23 protein-coding genes and 1 pseudogene are annotated in these 22,016 nt (G+C 39.8%); 8 read left to right on the top strand and 16 right to left on the bottom strand.

Going from position 1 to position 22,016, the window contains the following annotated elements:
- Nucleotide 1 precedes the first annotated feature (1 nt).
- Nucleotides 2-1,057: a DUF4105 domain-containing protein gene (locus HL290_RS11120; protein WP_132070912.1), complete on the top strand. Its 1,056-nt coding sequence runs from the start codon at nt 2-4 to the stop codon at nt 1,055-1,057.
- Between the two features lie 95 nt (nt 1,058-1,152).
- Nucleotides 1,153-1,677: a peptide-methionine (S)-S-oxide reductase MsrA gene (gene msrA / locus HL290_RS11115; protein WP_003654802.1), complete on the top strand. Its 525-nt coding sequence runs from the start codon at nt 1,153-1,155 to the stop codon at nt 1,675-1,677.
- Between the two features lie 57 nt (nt 1,678-1,734).
- Here the strand turns inward: msrA and HL290_RS11110 are convergent, their stop codons facing one another.
- The 5 genes from HL290_RS11110 to HL290_RS11090 form a co-directional block, all read right to left on the bottom strand.
- Nucleotides 1,735-2,139 carry an ExbD/TolR family protein gene (locus tag HL290_RS11110; RefSeq protein ID WP_003654800.1) on the bottom strand — a complete coding sequence of 135 codons (405 nt, stop codon included), beginning with the start codon at nt 2,137-2,139 and terminating at the stop codon, nt 1,735-1,737.
- Nucleotides 2,139-2,759, bottom strand: coding sequence for a MotA/TolQ/ExbB proton channel family protein (locus HL290_RS11105; RefSeq protein WP_003654797.1), 621 nt, complete (start codon nt 2,757-2,759; stop codon nt 2,139-2,141). The genes HL290_RS11110 and HL290_RS11105 overlap by 1 nt, the downstream gene beginning before the upstream one ends.
- 42 nt (nt 2,760-2,801) lie before the next feature.
- Complete coding sequence (locus HL290_RS11100) at nt 2,802-3,560, bottom strand: energy transducer TonB (protein ID WP_198496491.1); 759 nt, start codon at nt 3,558-3,560, stop codon at nt 2,802-2,804.
- A gap of 381 nt (nt 3,561-3,941) precedes the next feature.
- Entirely contained in the window at nt 3,942-4,805 is an 864-nt protein-coding gene (purU, locus tag HL290_RS11095) for a formyltetrahydrofolate deformylase (RefSeq protein ID WP_016139339.1), read from the bottom strand.
- Between the two features lie 75 nt (nt 4,806-4,880).
- Nucleotides 4,881-5,573, bottom strand: a complete 693-nt coding sequence (locus tag HL290_RS11090) for a TetR/AcrR family transcriptional regulator (protein ID WP_004641034.1) — start codon at nt 5,571-5,573, stop codon at nt 4,881-4,883.
- A gap of 112 nt (nt 5,574-5,685) precedes the next feature.
- On the opposite strand from HL290_RS11090, the gene HL290_RS11085 reads away from it, so the two are divergent.
- The 4 genes from HL290_RS11085 (at nt 5,686) to HL290_RS11070 (ending at nt 9,566) form a co-directional block, all read left to right on the top strand.
- Nucleotides 5,686-7,134, top strand: a complete 1,449-nt coding sequence (locus HL290_RS11085) for a coniferyl aldehyde dehydrogenase (RefSeq protein ID WP_017391314.1) — start codon at nt 5,686-5,688, stop codon at nt 7,132-7,134.
- A gap of 167 nt (nt 7,135-7,301) precedes the next feature.
- A complete protein-coding gene (gene rpmB, locus HL290_RS11080; protein WP_000048256.1) occupies nt 7,302-7,538 on the top strand; it encodes a 50S ribosomal protein L28 in 237 nt (78 codons plus the stop codon).
- Nucleotides 7,539-7,550: 12 nt separating this feature from the next.
- Nucleotides 7,551-7,706, top strand: coding sequence for a 50S ribosomal protein L33 (gene rpmG / locus HL290_RS11075; protein ID WP_003654787.1), 156 nt, complete (start codon nt 7,551-7,553; stop codon nt 7,704-7,706).
- 150 nt (nt 7,707-7,856) lie between these two features.
- Nucleotides 7,857-9,566 carry a cation:proton antiporter gene (locus HL290_RS11070; protein WP_198496490.1) on the top strand — a complete coding sequence of 570 codons (1,710 nt, stop codon included), beginning with the start codon at nt 7,857-7,859 and terminating at the stop codon, nt 9,564-9,566.
- A 36-nt stretch (nt 9,567-9,602) separates the two neighbouring features.
- Here the strand turns inward: HL290_RS11070 and HL290_RS11065 are convergent, their stop codons facing one another.
- The 10 genes and pseudogenes from HL290_RS11065 to HL290_RS11020 form a co-directional block, all read right to left on the bottom strand.
- Nucleotides 9,603-9,881 carry a hypothetical protein gene (locus HL290_RS11065; protein WP_003654767.1) on the bottom strand — a complete coding sequence of 93 codons (279 nt, stop codon included), beginning with the start codon at nt 9,879-9,881 and terminating at the stop codon, nt 9,603-9,605.
- A 112-nt stretch (nt 9,882-9,993) separates the two neighbouring features.
- Complete coding sequence (locus HL290_RS11060) at nt 9,994-10,497, bottom strand: DUF6586 family protein (protein WP_003654765.1); 504 nt, start codon at nt 10,495-10,497, stop codon at nt 9,994-9,996.
- A gap of 80 nt (nt 10,498-10,577) precedes the next feature.
- Nucleotides 10,578-10,941 (bottom strand): annotated as a pseudogene (locus HL290_RS11055) (ASCH domain-containing protein).
- A 9-nt stretch (nt 10,942-10,950) separates the two neighbouring features.
- Nucleotides 10,951-11,190: an RNA recognition motif domain-containing protein gene (locus HL290_RS11050; protein ID WP_003654760.1), complete on the bottom strand. Its 240-nt coding sequence runs from the start codon at nt 11,188-11,190 to the stop codon at nt 10,951-10,953.
- Between the two features lie 72 nt (nt 11,191-11,262).
- A complete protein-coding gene (locus HL290_RS11045) occupies nt 11,263-13,242 on the bottom strand; it encodes an ATP-dependent helicase (protein ID WP_151743519.1) in 1,980 nt (659 codons plus the stop codon).
- A 114-nt stretch (nt 13,243-13,356) separates the two neighbouring features.
- The gene (locus HL290_RS11040; RefSeq protein ID WP_003654755.1) at nt 13,357-13,929 is read right to left on the bottom strand and encodes an HdeD family acid-resistance protein; all 573 of its coding nucleotides are present in this window, start codon (nt 13,927-13,929) and stop codon (nt 13,357-13,359) included.
- A 135-nt stretch (nt 13,930-14,064) separates the two neighbouring features.
- Entirely contained in the window at nt 14,065-14,823 is a 759-nt protein-coding gene (locus HL290_RS11035) for a hypothetical protein (RefSeq protein WP_198496489.1), read from the bottom strand.
- Between the two features lie 88 nt (nt 14,824-14,911).
- The gene (topA, locus tag HL290_RS11030; RefSeq protein ID WP_003654752.1) at nt 14,912-17,548 is read right to left on the bottom strand and encodes a type I DNA topoisomerase; all 2,637 of its coding nucleotides are present in this window, start codon (nt 17,546-17,548) and stop codon (nt 14,912-14,914) included.
- Nucleotides 17,549-17,583: 35 nt separating this feature from the next.
- Nucleotides 17,584-18,033, bottom strand: coding sequence for a hypothetical protein (locus HL290_RS11025; protein WP_003654749.1), 450 nt, complete (start codon nt 18,031-18,033; stop codon nt 17,584-17,586).
- A gap of 148 nt (nt 18,034-18,181) precedes the next feature.
- Entirely contained in the window at nt 18,182-18,559 is a 378-nt protein-coding gene (locus HL290_RS11020) for a winged helix-turn-helix transcriptional regulator (RefSeq protein WP_005044935.1), read from the bottom strand.
- 96 nt (nt 18,560-18,655) lie between these two features.
- Here HL290_RS11020 and HL290_RS11015 point away from each other — a divergent pair, with 96 nt between their 5' ends.
- Nucleotides 18,656-19,666, top strand: a complete 1,011-nt coding sequence (locus HL290_RS11015; RefSeq protein ID WP_198496488.1) for a zinc-binding alcohol dehydrogenase family protein — start codon at nt 18,656-18,658, stop codon at nt 19,664-19,666.
- Between the two features lie 55 nt (nt 19,667-19,721).
- Here HL290_RS11015 and HL290_RS11010 read toward each other — a convergent pair whose 3' ends face one another.
- The gene (locus tag HL290_RS11010) at nt 19,722-19,967 is read right to left on the bottom strand and encodes a SlyX family protein (RefSeq protein WP_003654743.1); all 246 of its coding nucleotides are present in this window, start codon (nt 19,965-19,967) and stop codon (nt 19,722-19,724) included.
- 32 nt (nt 19,968-19,999) lie between these two features.
- Here HL290_RS11010 and abc-f point away from each other — a divergent pair, with 32 nt between their 5' ends.
- Nucleotides 20,000-21,910 carry a ribosomal protection-like ABC-F family protein gene (gene abc-f / locus HL290_RS11005; RefSeq protein WP_198496487.1) on the top strand — a complete coding sequence of 637 codons (1,911 nt, stop codon included), beginning with the start codon at nt 20,000-20,002 and terminating at the stop codon, nt 21,908-21,910.
- The last annotated feature ends 106 nt before the right edge of the window (nt 21,911-22,016 follow it).

Genomic DNA, 22,016 nt, shown 5'->3' with positions numbered 1-22,016 from the left:
TATGCACAATATCGGAACACGTGAATTTATTACTGCCCTACTTTTGGGGCTATTACATAGTCTATTCACGCTGTTTATTGTGCTCTCTAGCATTTGGGTATGTGTAGCGCTCTGGGTTCAACAACCTTTTGGCTGGTTAGGCAGCCGCATACTTATTGGTATCTGGATTGCTTTTGCACTCAGTATGGCTGGCTTATATGTGGAAGGCCATATTATTAGCCGCCGTACAGACATCCTGATCTATCTTCTCGCGTTTGCTTGCTCTCTCGTTTGGTATTTTTCGATTACTGCACGCCAAGACCGCGACTGGAACCCTGAAGTTGCCAATATGCTGAGCTACGAAAAGCATGGCGATGTGATTACCCTGCATAATGTTCGTAACTTCAACTGGCATCCCGATGGAACCTATGATGTTCGCTGGGAAACTCGAACTTTTGATCTTAACCAGTTGAATGGCATAAACATCATTGCCTCTTACTGGATGGGACCACAAATTGCCCATACATTGGTCAGCTTTGAATTTACCAATCAACAACCTTTAGTCTTCTCAATCGAGATTCGTAAAGAAAAAACCGAAGAGTTTTCGGCAATCGGTGGTTTTTTTAGAAAATATGAACTTAGCTTAATTGCTTCTGATGAAAAAGATATTGTCTATACGCGTAGTAACATCCGCAAAGAGCAAGTTTATAATTTTCCTATCAACATGCCACGTCGCGAGCAAAAGGCTTTATTTTTAGAATATCTAAAGAAATCCGATGAGCTTCGTGCAGAACCAAAGTGGTACAACACCCTCACCAGTAACTGTACCACTCTAATTTTTGATATGGTTCAAGCGATTAATCCCTATCAACTTCCTAAAGATTATCGCCTAATCGCTTCAGGTTACTTACCTAATTATTTATATGATCTTAAAGCACTTAATCAAACTATCAGTTTAAAACAGTGGTATCAAATTGCACACATCAACCCACGTACTGAAAATTTTGAACAGCTTTCAGATCAGAGTAGCGAACATTTCTCTCAAATCGTTCGACAAGGTTTACCAAAACCGAAATAAGTAATGCACTTTTCTTTACTTTTTTATACATGCTTTACTTTGTATTTTAAATACATAACCCCTATTGTAATAGGCAGGAAATAGAGGAAAAAACAATGCAACAGGCCTTATTTGGCGGCGGCTGCTTTTGGTGCGTCGAAGCCGTTTTTTTACAAATTCGTGGTGTAGAAAAAGTAACTAGTGGTTATGCGGGTGGGCATACAACTCATCCAACTTATGAGCAAGTCTGCCAAGGAGATACTCAGCATGCTGAAGTTATCTTAGTAGATTTTGATGAAGAGCAAGTAACATACTCCCAGTTACTCGATGTATTCTTCGCGACTCATGATCCAACGACTTTAAATCGCCAAGGTAATGATATCGGCACGCAATACCGCTCTGTTATTTACTATTATAATGAAGAGCAAAAGCAGGCAGCAGAACATACGATTCAAACTCTAAAAGATGATGATCTTGATATTGTGACTGAGTTGTCTCCTGTCCCGACGTTCTATCCAGCCGAAGAATATCACCAGAATTACTATGCAAAGAATCCTTCACAAGGTTATTGCAACTTTGCGATTCCACCTAAGTTGCTCAAACTATATAGTAAATTCCAGCATCTTATGAAAGATCAATAAATTAGAGCAATAAAAAAGCAACCGATTTGGTTGCTTTTTTATTAGGTAAACTAAATTTTAGTTTTCACTGACAAAGGCAATATCGCTCAGTCCGGCTTCACTTGCGCGAGACATTACCTGTGCAACAGTATCGTACTTCGACTCTTTATCAGCACGAAGTTGAACTGTTGGTTTAACATCACCTTGACCCGCTTCTTGAAAACGTTTTTGAAGCTCATCTAGGCTAATTACTTGAGTATCCCAAGCCACTTCACCATTTGCATTAATACTAATCGTAATTGCTTTTGGTGGTGGATCAATAATTTCAGCAGTTGTTTTAGGAAGCGTTAATGGAATCGATGGGTTGGCAACTGTTGCTGTGACCAAAAAGATGATCATTAACACCAACATAATGTCGATTAGCGGAATGAGGTTCATCTCATTTATGCCACTATCGTGGTCTTCACCCAATTGAAAAGCCATTAAGCTTGACCTCCAACATAACTTTGCTGTGCAGTTTTAACATCAGACTTTACAGTAGAATCTTGCTGCAACATCGTGTCAATTAACAAACTGTGTGCTTGATCTTGTAAATCATGAGCAAGACCACGGTTAGCACGTACACAAATGTTATAAGCCAATACCGCAGGAATCGCAACTGCAAGACCAAGACCCGTCATAATAAGCGCTTCACCTACTGGTGTAGCCACTTGAGCCAAACCTGCTTGTCCACTTTTACCTACTGCAACAAGTGCGTGGAAAATACCCCATACCGTACCAAATAAACCAACGAATGGTGCAATTGAAGCAATTGTTCCTAAAACAGAAATACCTTTCTCAGCATTGACTTTTTCAGCAGAAATTTGACGAAGTAGTGCCTGCTCTGCAACCGCTTTACGTTGCTCAAAACTTAATGGTTGTAACTTTGCTTTTAGCGAAGTAATAGCCTGAGAAAGTTGAGTATAAGCTTGTTGCTTTAATTGGCGAGTCCCCATCAAACGTAAGATGAAAACTGTCCAGGTAGCAATCGACATTGCCAATAAGATGAAATACAGGGTTTTACTCACTGCATCTGCATGTTGCCAATAGATTGAAAAGTTCATATGAACTCCTGATTAAGGTTAGCCGTTGGGACTCAAAGTTATTTAAGGAACGAAATCAAATGGTTGCTCTGGACCTTTAATTGGATAAGCAACCCCGTTTTCCGTATAAGGTTTAAACTTCGCACTTTTTACAGCACGTAAAATCTTTGCCTCTACAACAGGAGGACAGTTACTACGCAAGAAGCGAACATCAGTCACTCGACCTTTCTCATCCGCATCTATAGAAACGTTTGCAGAACAAGCTTTATTATCTAATTCTTTCGTTGTTATAGATACCTTCGGTGAACGACTCCACTGTACACCCGAACCACCAATTGAAACTCGTTTCGGTGATGGATCTGGAGCAGGTTGAGCTTTAGGTGCTTCTTGTACCACTGGTTTTGGGGTTTCATCTACTTTTTTAACAACAGTTGTCGTCGTTGTCAGCACTTTGGTTTCAACTTTAGGTTCTGTCTTTACTGTTTCTTTTGGTGTCTCAGCCTTTTTCACCTGTTGAATTTTTTCCACTTTTTTTGGTGGTGTTACAGGTTTTTCAACAATTTTAACTTCTTTTACCTCTTTCTTAGGTTCCGGTTTTTTTGGCGGTTCCTTTGGTTTAGGAGGTAAAGGTTTTGGCTGATCTTGAATTTTTACAAAACGTACCTGTAAAGGTTTTTTCTCGATTGGCTTTAATTCAGCAGGCTTAATATGGCTAACTGCCCATAAGACCCCGACATGACCAATTGCAACTGCAATTAGTGCTGTGATGACTTTCTTTTTCATCGGATTGGGAGCGTTTAAGGCTGCGGAAGATTGACTCATAAGAATCTAATTACCTAATGGACGATGACTTCAGATTTCTATTTATAGAAACGATTTCAAACATCGGATAGAACAATAAAGTGCCACAATAATAAATGAGAAGTGTTTTCATTTGCAACTATTTTTTGAGAAAAACATTTACTCTCTATCAGGGATTGTTACCAGTTGAGTATCTTTGCTTTAGTTTTCTCATAGTTACATCAATAGATACCTCCTGTTCACAATTTGTTTAGTCAAACTTAAAATAGTTTAGCTATTTGCACCACGAACAGATCTAATCCTACGATAAACCTACTTATTATTGATATGTTATATCATTTCAAATTAATTTTAAATATAAAAAAACACGCAAGAAGCGTGCTTTTTTATAATAAGCATTATTTAAAAAACAACAGTCTTATTACCATCAACAATAATACGATCTTCTAAATGCCACTTCACTGCACGAGCCAATACATTACGCTCTACATCTTCACCTAACTCACGTAATTGCTCAACATTATAATTATGGCTCACACGTTCAACGTCTTGTTCAATAATTGGGCCTTGATCAAGGTCAGCAGTCACATAGTGAGCTGTCGCACCAATCAACTTCACACCTTTTTCATAAGCTTGCTTATACGGGTTAGCACCCACAAAAGCTGGCAAGAAAGAATGGTGAATATTGATGATTTTCATTTCCCATTTCGCAACAAAATCTTCGCTTAAAATCTGCATGTAACGTGCAAGAACTAATAAATCATTGCCTTGCATCATTTCATCAATTTGCGCATAAGCTTCAGCTTTATTGTCTTTAGTAACTTTAATTACAGAAAATGGAATACCGAAGTTTTCGACAGATTCACGTAAATCTTCATGATTTGAAATGACATGAGTAATTTCACAAGGTAACGAACCGCGTGCATGACGCCATAACAACTCAAGCAATGCATGGTCAACTTTAGAAACTAAAATACCAACTTTTTTAACATCGCCTACGAAAGCAAGACGCCATTGCATGCTATAACGCTCCGCAACGTTCGCAGCAAAAGTTTGAATTAATGCATCTTTACGCGACTGTAAATGATCAAGTTCAAATTCAACACGCATGAAATAACGTCCGCCCTGAGCTTCCGTCGCATACTGATCAAGCGCGGTAATGTTTGCACCTTGATGATACAAAAAGCTCGATACCGCTTGTACGATCCCTGGCTTGTCTTCACAAGTAATCAGTAAACGGGCTGTATTGGCAGTGGTCATATTCATTTGGTTAATATCACTTAATTGAGATAAATTTTTTAATAGGCCGAGTATTCTAGCGCCCTAAATAAACAAGCACAACTATTCGTCTTTTAAGGACGATAAGCTAGCAAATAGATCTGAAGGTCCAAGAGATTCAAGCAACTGTTCATAAGTTGCTCGGCTTTCACCCATAAGATAAGGGCCTTCAAGGAAAACCATTTGGCGTAATGCTTGCCAAACCCATTTTTCTTCTAAATGGTTATTGTCACTAATATGACCAGACATATACAAAAAGTTTGTCCAGTTTGTTAATACAATCCAGAGGTTAATAATGAGTGCTTCAATTTCCGATGGCGTCATTTTCATAAGACCTGCATCTACAAAGGCTTGATAAATTCTTTGCCCCTGCTGCATGACCTGCCCCGCAAAACGTGGATAAATCTTTTTAAAGTCTTCGTTACTTTCAACTAAATGATAAACATCGCGATGAATAAAACGGTAACTCCATAACTGGCCACTTAGCACTTGAAAATAGTTGATTTTATCATTAGTCGTTAATGGTCTATCGTCAGGTAAAGAAAGTACTTCCAAAGTCTCGGCCTGATACTGATACATCAATTCCTTAATGATTTCATGCTTGTTCCGGAAATGATAATACAAGTTTCCGGGACTGATACCTAACTCCGCAGCAATATGATTGGTTGTAACCGACCGTTCACCTCGCTCGTTAAAAAGCTGCAAACTGATTTGTAAAATCCGGTCTTTTGTCTTCAGAGCTTTAGGTTGAGACATTTTAATAACCTTTAATAATTCAAATGGTTAAGACTTGAACACATAAACTGACTTGACTATTTAGAGTATTTACTCTAAAAAATAAACATATCAATGTATTTGGTAAGTACCGATGAACAGTCAAACAAAAACAAATCCAGAGACTCAGCTTCCTTATGATGTTAAGCATTTACATGACTTGCTTGAACATCAAAAGCTTGCTTATTTACGTCATCCGGTACCCACTGCTAAAGAGCGTATTGATCGTTTAGCTCGTCTTAAAAGAGTCTTGGTAAAATATCAAGATCAGATTGCCGACGCAATTAACCTTGATTATGGCAATCGTGCAGTTATGGAAACAAAAATTGGTGAATTACTCACCAGTTTGGAACAAATCAAATATTATAGTAAACATCTGACAGCGTGGATGAAACCTTCAAAACGCCATATCAGTGTATTACATCAACCAGCAAAAGGTTGGGTACAATATCAACCTATGGGTGTAATTGGTATTATTACACCATGGAATTACCCATTACTGCTTTCAGTTGGACCATTAATCTGTGCACTGGCAGCGGGCAACCATGCCATGATCAAGATTTCTAGTGCCTCTCCAAATTTTGGGCGAGTCCTTGAAAGTGTATTAGCAGAAGCCTTTCCACAAGAATTAGTTGCTGTAGTAAATGGTGGTGGCGTTATTTCAGATGCTTTTAGTCATTTGCCTTTTGACAAAATGATTTTCACAGGCTCAACTTCTGTTGGTAAAACAGTGATGGCAGCCGCAGCTCAAAACCTAGTTCCAGTGATTCTTGAGTTAGGCGGAAAATCTCCTGCACTTGTGCATGCATCTATGGATATGAAAGATGTGGCTCAACGTATTGCTGTAGGTAAATTATGGAATGCAGGACAAACTTGTGTTGCACCTGACCATATTTTCTTGCCACGTGGAAAAACTGCTGAGTTCATAGAAAACTTTAAATTGATTGTGGCTGGTATGTATCCACACTTCCGCAATAATCAAGATTACACATCTATTATTAATGACAAGCAATACAACCGTATTCAGGGCTACCTTGAAAATGCCCGCGATCAAGGTGCTCGTATTGTTGAAATTAATCCACAAAATGAAATTTTAGATGATGTCCGTAAAATTGCACCGACTTTAGTTACAGGCGTAACGACTGCAATGGACATTATGCAAAATGAAATTTTTGGTCCCGTTCTACCAATTTTAGAATATGACCAAATAGAAGAAGTCATCGAATTTATTAATAGTCGTCCACGTCCTTTAGCCATGTATTATTTTGACTATGATCAAGCGCGCGCTGATTATGTTGCACAGCACACCCACTCAGGACATTTCGGAATCAACATGGTCATTACCCATGTGGCTCAGGATGATTTGCCCTTTGGAGGGATTGGGGCATCAGGTATGGGTAAATATCACGGACCAGAGGGCTTTTTTAGCCTTTCTCATGAACGTTCGGTGATGTCAAATCCAAAACTTTATAGTCTTAAATACATTCTTCCACCGTTCAATAAGCCCATTCATCGTTTCATTTCGAAAACCTTGTTGCGCTAACTGATCAAGGCATGATCTGTTATACTAAATCATGCCTCGTTTTTACCAATTCCGCTTGTCTTTTAATCGTATTTTTGGTATAAAACGCCCCTTGAATGAATTCATCCGTTTACATTTAGTATGACTGGCCACAGATTTGCTGTTGGCTGAATCAATGGAGTTACACCATGTCTAAGGTTTGCCAAGTTACCGGCAAGCGTCCAGTCGTTGGTAACAACGTCTCACACGCCAACAACAAAACCAAGCGCCGGTTCGAGCCGAACCTGCACCACCACCGTTTCTGGTTAGAAAGCGAAAAACGTTTTGTACGTCTTCGTTTAACCACTAAAGGTATGCGTATTATTGACAAATTGGGTATCGAAAAGGTTGTTGCAGACCTTCGTGCTCAAGGTCAAAAGATCTAAGGAGTCTGAACAATGCGTGATAAGATTCGTCTCGTTTCTACAGCTGGTACAGGTTATTTCTATACCACGACTAAAAACAAACGTACTATGCCGGAAAAAATGGAAATCAAAAAATTTGATCCAAAAATCCGTCAACACGTGATTTTCAAAGAAGCTAAAATCAAATAATTTTAGCCTCGAAAAAAACGACTTCACAATGAGGTCGTTTTTTTTTGCATTTTTTTTATACCTGGCTTTTTTTTGTTAAACTTTCCACATATTTCGCCTTGGCATTTTTTATGCTTGTCTTTAGCCTAACTCACGTAAAAGGAGTTTTTAGTGCCGCATGACGTAGATTTAATTGTTTTACTTGCTGTTGGTTTCGGTGTTGCCCTCTTCTTTGGTTATCTTGCAGCCCGGTTACGACTTCCCCCTCTTATCGGCTATTTAATTGCCGGAATTATTATTAGCCCAAATACACCTGGCATAGAAGCTGATATGCATCTTGCTAACCAGCTTGCAGAACTCGGGGTCATGTTCCTGATGTTTGGTGTAGGGATGCACTTTTCATTAAATGACTTGCTGCTGGTTCGACGTATTGCTGTGCCAGGCGCGATTTTACAAATTGCGGTCGCCACTCTATTAGGAGTTGGCGTATCCATGCTATGGGGATGGAGCTTTGGTTCTGCACTCGTTTTTGGTTTAAGTCTGTCATGTGCGAGTACCGTTGTATTATTAAAAGCTCTAGGAGATCGGGGTCTTTTAGATTCAGTCAACGGTAAAATTGCTGTGGGCTGGCTGTTAGTCGAAGATTTGGTGATGGTACTTGTTTTAGTACTCCTTCCAGCTACAGCAGTTTTACTCGGCGGGAAAGCACCAGAAGGTGCAGATGGTAATATCTGGTTAACCCTTGGGCTCACTTTATTAAAAGTAGTTGGCTTTATTGCCTTTATGCTGATTGTAGGTAAACGTGTTGTTCCTATTATCATGCAGTTTGTTGCTCGTTTAGGTTCAAGAGAGTTATTCACCCTCACCGTTGTTGCAGCCGCTGTTTCTATTGCCTATGGATCTTATGCCATTTTTGGGGTTTCCATGGCACTAGGCGCATTCTTTGCAGGAATGGTAGTTAAAGAATCAGACTTCAGCCACCGCGCAGAAGAAGAAACACTTCCATTACGTGAAATTTTCTCAATTCTGTTTTTTGTCTCTGTGGGGATGCTGTTTGACCCAAGTATTCTTGTAGAACGTCCACTACATATTTTGGCCGTTATCGCCATTATTATGGTGGGGAAAACAATAGCGGCAATGGCTTTGGTTTTATTCTTTCGTTACCCCATCAATACAGCCCTTACAGTTGGCGCGAGTTTGGCCCAAATTGGTGAGTTCTCATTTATTTTAGCAACTCTCGGTGTCTCATTAGGTTTATTAACTTTAGAAGCACAAAACCTAATTCTAGCTGGTGCTTTATTTTCAATTACGCTGAACTCTTTTATATTCTCTGCAATTGAACCAGTACAACGCTGGATTCGTGAGCGCTCTCACTTAGCTCGTCTTCTTGAACGTAGTGGTGACCCATTAGCAATGTTACCTGATGAAGTTGATCAAGCTTATTTACGCGATCAGGTCGTCATTGTGGGATACGGCGGTGTCGGACGACGTATCACTGAAAATTTAATTAATGAAAATATTAAAGTCGTTATTGCCGAAGAGAATCGTGAAATCGTAGAAAAACTGCGTAACTCGAATATTGCAGCAGTCAGTGGGGTTGCAACTGAGCCCAGTGTTTTAATTCAAGCACATATCATGCATGCACGGCTCTTGGTGATTTCACCTATGGATATTCTAGATATTCACCGTATTGTGGCGATTGCTAAGCAATTAAACCCTCAAATTCAGGTGTTAATTTGCGCAGAAAGTAAAGAAGAAGCGGCTATCATTCGAGATGAGAATATTGGTGAAGTGTTCTATGCTAAAGAGGAAATGGCAAAGAATATGAGCCATCATATAGTAAATCAGATCGAGCTTGCCCATCAGTCAACTATTCATTGACTGATATAAAAAGCGTACTCAAGAGTACGCTTTTTATTAGCTCAAGAATTTAGGCTGTTCGTCTACTACCTCAGCCTGCCACTCATTTACCTGCTTCTCAAGCAGTCCAAACAATGCAGCCTGAATCATATGTTGGGCAACCACAGGTGTTTGTTCACCTAAGATTGCTTTTACTTCATCGCTAAATTGAATTTTGACCAAGGGTTCATTCTCAGAACCGGCATTACGCAAGGCAAGTTCACCACCTTCGAGTTGGACTAATTCCAACACTGCTTCTTGATTTCCAAATAACTCTTTCAATTGCTGTATAGACATATACTTCCTCCATGTTTCAACATGGTGGCAAAGCACCCTTGCACTTTGCATCTCTTGTCTTATTTATATAGGCACATCCACACTAAATTTCAAGCACTAGGACAGTTTAATTTTAGAACTCGACCATTTCATTACGAAAACCATCAATTAAATGGGTTAATTCTCGATGCCATTCACGCAAAATTTTGACATCAGGCAACCAAGATTGAGGACCTTGAGTTACTTTGATAATCAGGTTAGACGATGTCTCTTCTTCAGGGGTCGGCTCTTTTGGTTCCGGCGCATATTGGCACATACGATAAGCTCGCTTTAACTCAGCAACAAAACCATCTTTTGCCAATTGCTGCAAAACAGAGACTTCAGGAGAAACCTGCCCTTTTGCCGCCATATGTTCCTCAATAGATTTTAAGGTAGGTTGTAAATCATTTAAACGATAATAACGTACCAATTCTTGCAAGAAAGCTAACATTGCACCATGTAGGTGGAATACAGCTGCTTCACGGTGAGCTTGTATCTGCTGCACATGATCGGTCTGTTCAGCCTGTTGACACGCTAAGCGCGCAAAATAGAGCTTCTGATTGGTACGATCGGCATGATAACGAGCAACACGTGACATAACTAAACTTTCCTGTTTTTAAATCGCCATTTCAACGGCTATTCTTAGCTTAACGGCTCCATTGATAAAATCAACGTTATTTATGGTAAATCCAGCTCAACTTGATAAATTTTACGTTTAGCTAAAGTTTTTAATGGCTGCCTTATAGGACGAACATTACTTAAAACCCAAGCAAAATATCCCTCACTCCAAGCAGTTGCACATGCGGGCTCAATTTCATCATTTCGCCAAGCATGAATAGAGTCGATATCAACCAAAGCGACAGCAACTCCCTGTTCTTCAACAGTATCTTTGACCAAAAAAATTTTGGTTCTCGACAATTAATAGATCTTTGATTGGCAGTTTTGTAGGTACCCATGAACGCACTTCAAGTGTTTTTATACCTTCAGCGATACGAGTACCATTTGGCGCGACAATCGAAAGAGCTAAAAACTGTCTTTTCACACTGAAGACTTATTCTTCAGCTGCTTTAACGCGAATTCCATTGCCTTTAACTTTAAGCAGGTTTAAGCCTTTAATTGCCTTAATTGCTTCACGTGGGTTAGGCATTTCAACAAAACCAAAACCTTTCGATTTACCTGTGTCTTTATCAGTAACAAGAACACACGTTTCAACTTTACCAAATGCTTTGAATAACTCTAAAATTTCAGTTTCACTCACAGCACGATCTAAATTACGAACTAATATCTTCATTTTCTAACCTTAATTGGCAATAAAAGGGAGCAGCCAATATATTTAAGTAATCACAGTGTCTTATACAGTAGTTTAATCCAGATCGATACCAAAACCTAAATTTACTGCAGGTGAACGGTTCCATTGCTTTTTAGCAAATGGCTGAGGTACTTGCCTATGAATCTTTGCCTGAACCAAATGTGCAGGAAGATCATTTAGGAAATAACTTTCGATTTTACGACCTTGCTCATCGTAATTGTCTTCTGACCATGTATTGAGGTTTTGCTTGGTCAAAATTAATTCATTTTCTGCACGTGTTAATGCAACATACAATACGCGGCGCTCTTCTTCGACATCATCAAAATCACCCTGCGCCCTTGCATAAGGATATTGATTTGGTGATACATGAGGTACATAACAGACTTTCTGTTCAGCACCTTTAGCTGAATGAATCGTAATTAAAGTCACTAAATCCTGATCAGCTGCTTTTTCAATTTCAGAAACTGAAATAGGTTCAAGCACATATTCTTCAAGAAACTCTCCTAAAGATGCGTGTTTACGAGCAAGCTGCTTGACCAAATCAAAGTCTTTCAAACGGCGTGACCAATCTTTAGTTTTATAATTTTGCTCTAGTTGTTCACCTAAAGCATCGAGTGCTAAGCCAATACTTGCTTCAACATGCTGCTGCAATACATCTAACTGTTTTAAAATTAAAATAGCCTGTAAAGGAACTTTGCCATGACGTTCTAGACGATTGCAGCGCTCCTCAACATCAGCAATTCCCATCAGATCTTGAGCGAGCTTACTTGCTCCAACATCACCAATACCATCCCACAAAGTTAAGAAACGCATCCACGCCAAATCATCGTGAGGATTACTCACAATACGTAGCAGGCTAAGCACGTCTTTTACATGGGCAGACTCAAGAAGTTTTACACCACCAATAAAACGGTAAGGTAGTTCAGCAGCAATAAAAGCCCCTTCCAGATATCGTGCACTATAGCCAGAACGCACTAAAATCATATGGTCGTGCCAGCTTGCACCTTGCTGATGTCGCGTTATTAAATCCTGTGCAATCCAGTTTGCTTCTTCATACTCATTACCAAATAGGTGTAGCTGAGGCTTTTGGCCTTGACCACGATGAGCTTGCAGCTGTTTTTGATAATCAATTGGGCTATTTGCTAATAACCAGTTTGATAAATCTAAAATTTCTTGGGTCGAACGGTAATTTAAATCCAGTGTATGAATGACTGCGTCAGGTATCCGCTCTTTAAAAGAATGGATATTTTCAAAGTCCGCACCACGAAAACCATAAATCGACTGGGCATCATCGCCAACACAAAACAGCTTAACTTTACCAATAAGTGGCTGCAATAAAGCCCACTGCAAAGGATTAGTATCTTGCATTTCATCAACCAGCAGTGCCTGACAAAAACCTGCAACCCAGTTGGTGAGTGCTTCAGAATTTTGCAAATGGACAGCTACAATTGAGAGAATATCGTCATAATCTAAAAAATTACGTTCTCTTTTACGCTGCTCATAGGTTTTCATCAAATCTGCAATTTGAGTCTTATGCTCATAGGCTTCTGGAAGCTGTTTGATTAATGCTTCAGAAAGTTTTGTTTGAGTATTTCGGGCATAAGAATATAAATCACACAGCTCTGCGGCTTTAGGTAAGACGTTATCTTTGTCTTTGCCTCTTAATAAGCGAAACATGAGCAACTGATCATCACGATCAATAATACTAAATTGATTTAAGCCAAAAGCTTGTGGATTACGGCGCAGTAAATACATACAAAAAGTATGAAAAGTTGAAGCTCTCAGACCCTTTGCCTGTGCTCCGACGTGCTGTTCTACTCTTGCAACAATTTCACTCGCAGCACGTCGAGTAAACGTTAAAATCTGAATTTGGTTCGCTGGTAAGCCTTGATCAATTAAATAGGCTGCGCGCGCAACAATCGTTTTAGTCTTGCCACAACCAGCACCCGCCAAAACTAAACAGTTCTGCGCAGACGTTGTTGCTGCTTTTTTTTGCTGAGCATTTAGTTCATTAATTAATTTTGCAAGACTCATAACACATATCGCTAACACACCAAGGCATAGTTTAACAGAGCCCAGCAAAGATGGGTCTGCCTGTCCTAAAAACAAAAAGAGCACTTAAAGTGCTCTTTGAGTCGATATTATTTTTTAAGATACTGTTTCTGAACTAGATGGAAGATGTTTGATGGCTGAAGCTAGACCAAGGAAATTAATTCCCTGAAATAAGATATCAACAGCAAGGAACATTCCCAGCACCCAAAAAGGTGAATCTTTAGAAACCAAAATTAAAATCCCAGTAAATAGGGTGAGCAGTCCTGAAAACAAGGTCCAGCCCCATCCTGTAATAGGCTTAAGTAAAATTGCATTTATAGTACGTATAGCACCAGCAATGATAAGCGCTATAGATAATAGGCTTGTCAAAACCACAGCTGTAGTGACTGGAGTAGAAAAAGCGTAATAGCCAGCCATGAGATAAAGCACACCAAACAGTGCCCATAACCATCGGCTTGCGCCTTTAAAAACACTCATAGCCGCGACGAGATGTAACACACCGCCGACCATCATAAGTATTCCAAATAAAAAAACGACAGAAAAAGTCGCAAATGGCAATGAACTAAATAAAATCAGACCAAAACCAATAAGCACAAAGCCTAATATCAAATACCATTTACGGTCAGCATGTAACTGATTACGTACCAAATCATTACCTACAGTTTTCATCATGGCTACTCTTATTATCAGGTATTAGAATTTCATCTACCTAACAATAGTGATGTACTTCACACTTTTTGTCTGTATAAAATCTGCATCGTTTCTTAACAATTGATGTGGATAAAGCAGTATTTATCCACAGTTTTATTTCACCCAGCCAATTTCTCGGGCAGTAGGTAAACCGATGATCGTTTCTTGTAAATTATTGGGCATTTTACTACTCTGCTCAGATAAGGCAGTGCGTCCTCCCATAATTTCAGCTTGATTTTGCGGATAAAGAGGAATTTTTTCTGGTTGAGCAAAACCTAGGGGATAAATCGGCTGTCCTGTTTTTAAATCATATTTGTCCTGTGCTCCAAAGCCATGTAATAACTCATGAACGATGACGACTTGATTTTGTGAAGCTTGTGTTTTGGTCGCAAATAAATTAACACTACCAATACGACCTTTTTCTAAAGCAGTCGAATGGATCAAGACTTTCTGATAATTTGGATCATAATAATTTAAGTAAAGTTTGAGTGAGGCTCCACTATCCTCGGGTTGTTGTTGTCGCCATGCATAGAAACGAAACTTTAAGCTCCACCACATAACATGCAAGATATTGGCATTTTCAGGAACCTCTGGTGGTCGTTGCTGTAACTGTTGTCCTAAACGAATTACAAAGTTTCCTGTTTGCCCACGATAATGCTGTGACCATTCATCTAGATAGTTTTTAAGTGCCCAAAAATCTTCGTTTTTCAATTGATTAGTATAGGTCTGTGTTGTCTGTAAACCATCAGCATTCACTGGATGTAGAACGACTACAACTGTGTGATTCCAGTCTTGATTTTGATCTCGCCATGCCTGAACAGCAACAATCAATAAAATAATTAATAAGCATAAGACCCGAATGTTTTTCCACATTCTTATTCCCCGTAAAATTAAAATTTTCTTTTATTGTTTTAGATATAAAAAATGCTAGCTGAGCTAGCATTTTTTATATTGGGCTTGTTTAACCCTCAACCCATTTACCATCTTGATAAATCAGGCTCCATTTGGTTTGTTTACCCTCTGGTGTTTCCGAGCCTACATATTGTGATTGATTCTTACGACTGAATTTCACAACTGCTGGATTACCTTCTGGGTCTACATCTGGTGCTTGCAAAATAAATTGATATTTCGGATCAAGTTGAGCTGCAACACTACGTAACTCTGCTACTTTTGGTGCGCGTGTTTCACGAATTTTCGGGAATTTACTCGCTGCCAAGAATAAACCTGCTGCGCCATCACGTAACACAAAGAAGTCATCATGTTTCGCTGAACGTAGGTGTTCCATCTTGATCGGTTCTACACGTGGAGGTGCAGGTTGACCACTCTTCAAGACTTTACGTGTATTGTCACAACTGGTACAAGCGAAATATGGACCAAAACGACCCGTCTTAAGCTGCATTTCACCATCACATTTGTCACATGGGATCGTTGGGCCATCATAACCCTTGATCTTGAACTCACCTTCTTCAAGCTCAAAACCATCACAGTCCGGGTTGTTACCACATACGTGCAGTTTACGACCACCATCAATCACATAGCTGTCCATGGCAGTGCCACATTTCTCACAGCGATGCTTAGACATCAAGTCCGCGGTTTCAGCACCATCATCATCAGATAGCGCAGCCAAAGACTCAACAGGTGTTAAGTTCAGTGTACCTTTACAACGTTCTTTAGGCGGCAAGTTATAGCCAGAACACCCTAGGAATACACCAGTTGTACCCGTACGAATCTGCATTGGACGTGAGCATTCAGGGCAATGTACTGCTGGTACTTCAACCGGTTGGTTACGGCGCATTCCCTGCTCGCCCTGAGCATTAGTTAAACGTTTCTTAAAGTCGCCATAGAAAGTGTCTAGCAACTCTTTCCAGTTACGCTCACCTGTTGCAACTTTATCAAGCTGACCTTCGAGATCTGCCGTAAAGGCATAATTCATCAGGTTATTAAAACTTTCATCCAGACGATCCGTCACAATTTCACCCATTTTTTCGGCGAAAAGACGACGGTTTTCTAACTTAACGTAACCACGTTCTTGAATGGTAGAAATAATAGCTGCATAGGTCGAAGGACGGCCAATACTACGTTTTTCAAGCTCTTTAACTAAAGATGCTTCAGTAAAACGTGCAGGTGGTTTAGTAAAGTGCTGACTTGGATCTAACTTTTCTAATTTTAAAATTTCGCCTACTTTAATAGCAGGTAAAATAATATCGTCATCTGACTTATTCGCGCCACGTACTTTAGTGAAGCCTTCAAATACAAGCGTACGGCCTTTCGCCTTTAACTCAACATTCGCTGCTTCAACAATCAAAGTAGAAGATAAATATTCTGCTGGTGTCATTTGACACGCAACAAACTGACGCCAGATCAAATCATATAGGCGTTGAGCATCACGTTCTACACCCGCAAGTTGATCGCCAGTAAGCGCAACATTTGACGGACGAATCGCTTCATGGGCTTCTTGAGCACCCGCTTTGTTACCATAGCGATTTGGCTTTGCTGGTATATATTTTTCACCATATTGGCTTTCAATATGTGCACGTACCATGCTTACTGCATCATCACTCAAGAAAGTTGAGTCAGTACGCATGTAGGTAATAAAACCTGCCTCATACAAGCGCTGCGCCAGCATCATGGTTTTCTTTACAGAAAAGCCTAAACGCGTACTTGCAGCTTGCTGTAACGTTGAGGTGATATAAGGTGCACTTGGATTGACCTTAGTCGGTTTATCTTCACGCTGTGCAACTTTATATTCAGCACCTTTTAAAACATCTAATAAAGCATCAGTTTCAGCTTTATTTTTCAGTTTAAGGGTTTTACCAGCCTGTCTAAATGCTTCAAGACGAATATCATCTTTTTTGGACTGAGTATCTGCAAAAACTTGCCAATATTCTTCTGGAATAAACGCACGAATTTCACGCTCACGCTCTACAACCAGTTTCACTGCTACTGACTGCACACGTCCGGCAGATAAACCACGGGCAATTTTTTCCCAAAGTAATGGTGAAACCATAAAGCCCACTACACGGTCTAAGAAACGGCGTGCTTGCTGAGCATTCACACGATTTAGATCTAGACGTGTTGGCTGTTTAAATGCTTCTTGAATGGCATTTTTGGTAATTTCGTTGAACACCACGCGGTGATAACGACTGTCATCACCACCGATAACTTCTCTTAGGTGCCAAGCAATCGCTTCCCCTTCTCTATCCAAGTCCGTTGCGAGATAGATTGCATCGGCATCTTTGGCGAGTTTTTTGAGTTCAGCAACAACATTTTCTTTACCTGGCAGAACTTCGTAATGAGCTTCCCAACCATGTTCAGGATCAACCCCCATACGATTAACTAAAGCCTGACTAGCTTTTTGTTCTTTTTCGGCTTCGGTGAGTTTAGTCCGGGCAGCCGGCTTTTTCTCTGTTGATTTACTGCCGCCTGTTGGCAAGTCACGTACGTGACCTACAGAAGACTTTACAATGAATTGCGAACCCAAATATTTATTGATGGTTTTCGCTTTGGCAGGCGACTCCACAATCACTAAGGCACGTTTAGGTGCAGCAGGTGCAGTAGATGCTGTGCTTTGAGATGCAGAGCGCGAGGTATTCGCCATATAAAATGTTATTCCTATACCAATAAATTTAAAAATCAGGCTTTAGCCAAGGCCAACAGATAAGCCTTCATCTCATCTAATTGTGTTGCTCTTAGGTCCGATTCCTCATCCCAATAAAGCCCTACACAGTTTGCCTGCATATCAATAGCATAAATCCCTTTTAATGCAATGGGAGAATCATTAAATTTCTCATCACCCTGAATTACTTTTAACTTGCCGTCTATAACGCGAGCACGCATTAAAGATAAACGGGCATCAGGAATCAATACACTATAATAAGCAACCATGCTGGCACGTTTTTCAGTGGCCATTGGGACATGTGTCCATTCAGGTGCAACAATTACACGTGGATGTAACCCTATTTTACGGGCTTTATCTCGCATAATACCAAGTGCCTTTTCACGTGGGCTCACTCTTAAACCAAAAATGGAGCCTAGTACGAAAAGAACAATGATAACGGTAACCCAAATTCCCATATTGTCCATAGCAAAACCTATTAATCTCTTTTATTAGAGTTGCATAAGCTGACCAGAAAACGCAAGTTACATCATAAAAATAATGCCCGATAAAATCGCAAGGCCCAAAATATCGGTATTTCAAGGTGCAAATTGCCGTGAGATTATTTAAATATGTTTAAGGGTTCTGATCGCTCGCAACCAATGCCAATTTACCAAACTGATCAAGATGGGCATCTCCCCATAATTTTAAAGCAAACAAAATTTGCTCTAGACTCCGCCCTAAATCAGTTAGAGAGTACTCAACCTTAGGCGGAACTTGAGGATAAACTTCCCGATGGATAATTCCGTCTTGTTCTAACTCACGTAACTGATTTGTCAGCATTCTTTGGGTAATGCTTGGAACACGCTTTCGGATTTCATTAAACCTTAAGGTGCCTTCATTAAACAAATGCCAAAGAATGACGCATTTCCACTTTCCGTCAATCAAACTAATGGCTGCCTCAACTGAACAACCTGGAGAGCAATCAAAACTTGAATGTCGTGCTTTTGCCATTTTACAGTATCCTTTTTGACACTATGAGCGTTATTTGTCTGTAGTCACCAAATTTAAGCTTACGTTATGATCAAACTGCCAACAAGAGGAATTATTATGAAAGCTGTGGCATATCAAAAAGCAGGTCCCATTACCTCACCAGAGGCACTCGTTGATGTTGAACTCGACACTCCCGTTGCAGAGGGCCATGATCTACTTGTTCGTGTTCAGGCAATTTCTTTGAATCCGGTAGATACTAAAATTCGCAACAATGTAAATGCAGAGAATAATCAATGGAAAACTCTTGGTTGGGATGCGGTAGGTGTCGTTGAAGCAATTGGAGATCAAGTTTCACAATTTAAAATCGGAGATGAAGTCTGGTATGCAGGTGCACTCAATCGCCAAGGCAGTAATAGTGAGTTGCAGTTGGTTGATGAACGCATTGTGGGTCATAAACCAAAAACCTTAGAACCAAGAGAAGCAGCGGCCCTTCCTTTAACCGCAATCACGGCGTGGGAAATGCTATTTGATCGGTTACAAGTACCAAAGGTTGCCCCAGAAAATACATCCATATTAGTGATTGGTGGGGCTGGCGGTGTTGGTTCAATCACAATTCAACTACTCAAGCAACTGACTAACCTAACGATTATTGCAACAGCTTCACGAGCAGAAACTAAAGAGTGGGTTAAGCAACTCGGTGCTGATTATGTACTAGATCATAGTCAACCTTTAACAACACAAATCAAGCAATTAGGTTTAAATGCACCTTTATATGTGTTTTCGACCACTCAAACAGATCGACATTTATCAGACATCGTAGAATTGATTGCACCACAAGGTCATTTTGGCTTAATTGATGATCCAGCACAGTTAGATATTAAACCTTTTAAATCTAAGTCTGTATCAGTGCACTGGGAGTTTATGTTCACTCGTTCTATGTATCAAACCCAAGACATGGTTAAACAAAGTGAGTTACTTAGTGAGGTTGCCGAACTTGTTGACGCAGGTAAAATCAAGACGACTGTTTCGCAAGTTTTAAGCCCAATTAATGCTCAAAACCTAAAACTGGCTCACCAACAAATTGAAAGTGGTACGACAAAAGGGAAAATTGTATTGCATGGTTTTTAAGCAAAATTAATAAATATCCCCTAATAAAATGGCAAGTATTGAACTTGCCATTTTATTAATAGTGAGGAGGTTTATTGGTTAATGGGTCAAAAGCGGCAATACCTTCTGATAAATCCGATGATTCCATACGTTGATAAAGAAATTGCATTTGTTTTTTTAAATCAGCTATTTCTTGGGTCTGAATAGCGAGTTGTTGATTTAATTCTTCAACTAAATCATCCAAAAATGTAATTCGCACTTGCAAATCTTCAATGGGTGCGGACAATGACGCTTGATCATCATGATATGGTGGTTTAGTCATTTAAATCCTCATTTGAGATTCTGGAAAACATTATGGCCTATATTACCCTAAGGGATGTCCAACTTGCTTTTGGCGGACCTGCCTTGCTCGATGGCGCGAACTTTAATCTAGAGCGTGGCGAACGAGTCTGTTTAATTGGTCGTAATGGTGAAGGTAAGTCTACTTTACTTAAACTGATCGAGGGAAGCCTATTACCAGATTCTGGTGAAGTTTCCATTCAAAATGGTCTAACTGTTTCAATGTTAGCCCAAGACGTTCCAATGGACTCTGGCAAAGTAGCTGACATTGTGGCAGATGGTGCAGGAGAAGCTTCTGAAGTCCTCAGAGCTTATCATGAGGCGACTGACGCTTGTATGCTAGGGGATATGGAAGCCTGTGACCGTATGGGCAACCTACAGCATAAGCTAGACCAACTAGACGGTTGGGCACTCGAAAATAAAGTAAATGCTCTTCTAAGCAAAATGGGTCTCGATCCAAATGCCGACTTAGCAGACTTATCTGGTGGACGTAAACGCCGTGTTTTATTAGCTCGCGCTCTTTTGACACAACCAGATGTATTACTTTTAGACGAACCAACGAACCATTTAGATGTTGAAAGTATTGAATGGTTAGAAAAATTTTTACTAGATCAAAATAATTTAACGCTTCTGTTTATCTCGCATGACCGTTCTTTTGTAGATAGCATTGCAACTCGAATTGTGGAACTCGATCGAGGCATTCTACGAGGTTATGAGGGCAATTATTCACGCTATTTAGAGCTCAAAGCTCAGCAAATGGAAGCAGAAGAAAAACAGAATGCTTTATTTGATAAAAAATTAGCTGAAGAAGAAGCTTGGATTCGCCAAGGTATTAAGGCACGTCGTACGCGTAATGAAGGCCGTGTTCGTGCTTTAAAAGATTTACGAGAAGAATCTAAAGCACGTCGCTCACAACAAGGCAAAGTGAGTATGGCAACTCAAGATGCAAATCGCTCGGGTAAATTAGTATTTGATATCGAACATTTAAGCGTAGCTTACGATGACAATTTACTGATCAAAGATTTCTCTACCCTTGTTATGCGTGGTGATCGTATTGGCTTAGTCGGCGATAACGGCGTTGGTAAAACGACATTGATTAAAGCCATTTTAGGTGAACTCGAACACGGCGGTTCAGTTAAAACAGGTACACAGTTAGAAGTTGCCTATTTTGACCAGTTACGTAATGCCTTAGACCTTGAAAAAACAGTCATGGCAAACGTTTCAGAAGGCTCTGACTTCGTTGATGTAAATGGCAACCGTCGTCACATCTACAGCTATTTACAAGACTTCTTATTTTCACCTGAACGTGCCCGTACTCCAGTAAAAGCACTTTCTGGTGGTGAACGAAATCGTATCTTACTGGCTAAATTACTACTCAAACCATCCAATCTAATTGTAATGGATGAACCAACCAATGACTTGGATATGGTGACTCTTGAGCTACTTGAAGAAATGTTATCTGATTATAAAGGTACGTTGCTTCTCATTAGCCATGACCGTGCATTTATGGATAACGTAGTAACATCTACATGGGTATTTGATGGTAAAGGTAATATTGCTGAGTACATCGGTGGCTACCAAGACTATTTGCAACAACGTCCAGATGACAAAGTAGTAGATCAGAAATCTGACGTTAAAAAAGCTCAGGCAAAAGCTGAAGCAGACAAAGCCGCAGCCCAAAGTAATGTTAAAAAGGTCAAACTGAGTTATAAAGATCAGCGTGAACTTGAACAATTACCCGCTGAAATTGAAAACTTAGAAAAGGAACAAGCAGAACTTTCTGAGAAACTTGCAGATGGTTCATGGTTTGTTAAAGATGCTGACGCAGCAACAAAAGCAAGCCAACGTCTTACAGAAATTGACGAGTTATTACTTGAAAAATTGGAACGTTGGGACGTGCTTGAACAAATGAGTAAAGGAAACTAATCAGCTTTACTTTGCTAAAAAGAACGTAAAAAGAGTCTCCTTAAATTAAGGGGGCTCTTTTTTATATTGCGAATATTAAGCTTTTTTAAAATCAAAGCTTCTATAT

The organism is Acinetobacter sp. AC1-2 (assembly GCF_016124155.1).
GTDB classification, from domain to species: domain Bacteria; phylum Pseudomonadota; class Gammaproteobacteria; order Pseudomonadales; family Moraxellaceae; genus Acinetobacter; species Acinetobacter calcoaceticus.
Note: the sequence above shows the minus strand (reverse complement) of the source record. Positions and strands in the feature narration are given on the sequence as shown.

Bases quoted from the DNA above. Each gene is read 5' to 3' on its own strand.
- HL290_RS11120 (WP_132070912.1), top strand. From the start codon at position 2: ATGCACAATATCGGAACACGTGAATTTATTACTGCCCTACTTTTGGGG.
- msrA (WP_003654802.1), top strand. From the start codon at position 1,153: ATGCAACAGGCCTTATTTGGCGGCGGCTGCTTTTGGTGCGTCGAAGCC.
- HL290_RS11110 (WP_003654800.1), bottom strand. From the start codon at position 2,139: ATGGCTTTTCAATTGGGTGAAGACCACGATAGTGGCATAAATGAGATG.
- HL290_RS11105 (WP_003654797.1), bottom strand. From the start codon at position 2,759: ATGAACTTTTCAATCTATTGGCAACATGCAGATGCAGTGAGTAAAACC.
- HL290_RS11100 (WP_198496491.1), bottom strand. From the start codon at position 3,560: ATGAGTCAATCTTCCGCAGCCTTAAACGCTCCCAATCCGATGAAAAAG.
- purU (WP_016139339.1), bottom strand. From the start codon at position 4,805: ATGAATATGACCACTGCCAATACAGCCCGTTTACTGATTACTTGTGAA.
- HL290_RS11090 (WP_004641034.1), bottom strand. From the start codon at position 5,573: ATGTCTCAACCTAAAGCTCTGAAGACAAAAGACCGGATTTTACAAATC.
- HL290_RS11085 (WP_017391314.1), top strand. From the start codon at position 5,686: ATGAACAGTCAAACAAAAACAAATCCAGAGACTCAGCTTCCTTATGAT.
- rpmB (WP_000048256.1), top strand. From the start codon at position 7,302: ATGTCTAAGGTTTGCCAAGTTACCGGCAAGCGTCCAGTCGTTGGTAAC.
- rpmG (WP_003654787.1), top strand. From the start codon at position 7,551: ATGCGTGATAAGATTCGTCTCGTTTCTACAGCTGGTACAGGTTATTTC.
- HL290_RS11065 (WP_003654767.1), bottom strand. From the start codon at position 9,881: ATGTCTATACAGCAATTGAAAGAGTTATTTGGAAATCAAGAAGCAGTG.
- HL290_RS11060 (WP_003654765.1), bottom strand. From the start codon at position 10,497: ATGTCACGTGTTGCTCGTTATCATGCCGATCGTACCAATCAGAAGCTC.
- HL290_RS11050 (WP_003654760.1), bottom strand. From the start codon at position 11,190: ATGAAGATATTAGTTCGTAATTTAGATCGTGCTGTGAGTGAAACTGAA.
- HL290_RS11045 (WP_151743519.1), bottom strand. From the start codon at position 13,242: ATGAGTCTTGCAAAATTAATTAATGAACTAAATGCTCAGCAAAAAAAA.
- HL290_RS11040 (WP_003654755.1), bottom strand. From the start codon at position 13,929: ATGAAAACTGTAGGTAATGATTTGGTACGTAATCAGTTACATGCTGAC.
- HL290_RS11035 (WP_198496489.1), bottom strand. From the start codon at position 14,823: ATGTGGAAAAACATTCGGGTCTTATGCTTATTAATTATTTTATTGATT.
- topA (WP_003654752.1), bottom strand. From the start codon at position 17,548: ATGGCGAATACCTCGCGCTCTGCATCTCAAAGCACAGCATCTACTGCA.
- HL290_RS11025 (WP_003654749.1), bottom strand. From the start codon at position 18,033: ATGGACAATATGGGAATTTGGGTTACCGTTATCATTGTTCTTTTCGTA.
- HL290_RS11020 (WP_005044935.1), bottom strand. From the start codon at position 18,559: ATGGCAAAAGCACGACATTCAAGTTTTGATTGCTCTCCAGGTTGTTCA.
- HL290_RS11015 (WP_198496488.1), top strand. From the start codon at position 18,656: ATGAAAGCTGTGGCATATCAAAAAGCAGGTCCCATTACCTCACCAGAG.
- HL290_RS11010 (WP_003654743.1), bottom strand. From the start codon at position 19,967: ATGACTAAACCACCATATCATGATGATCAAGCGTCATTGTCCGCACCC.
- abc-f (WP_198496487.1), top strand. From the start codon at position 20,000: ATGGCCTATATTACCCTAAGGGATGTCCAACTTGCTTTTGGCGGACCT.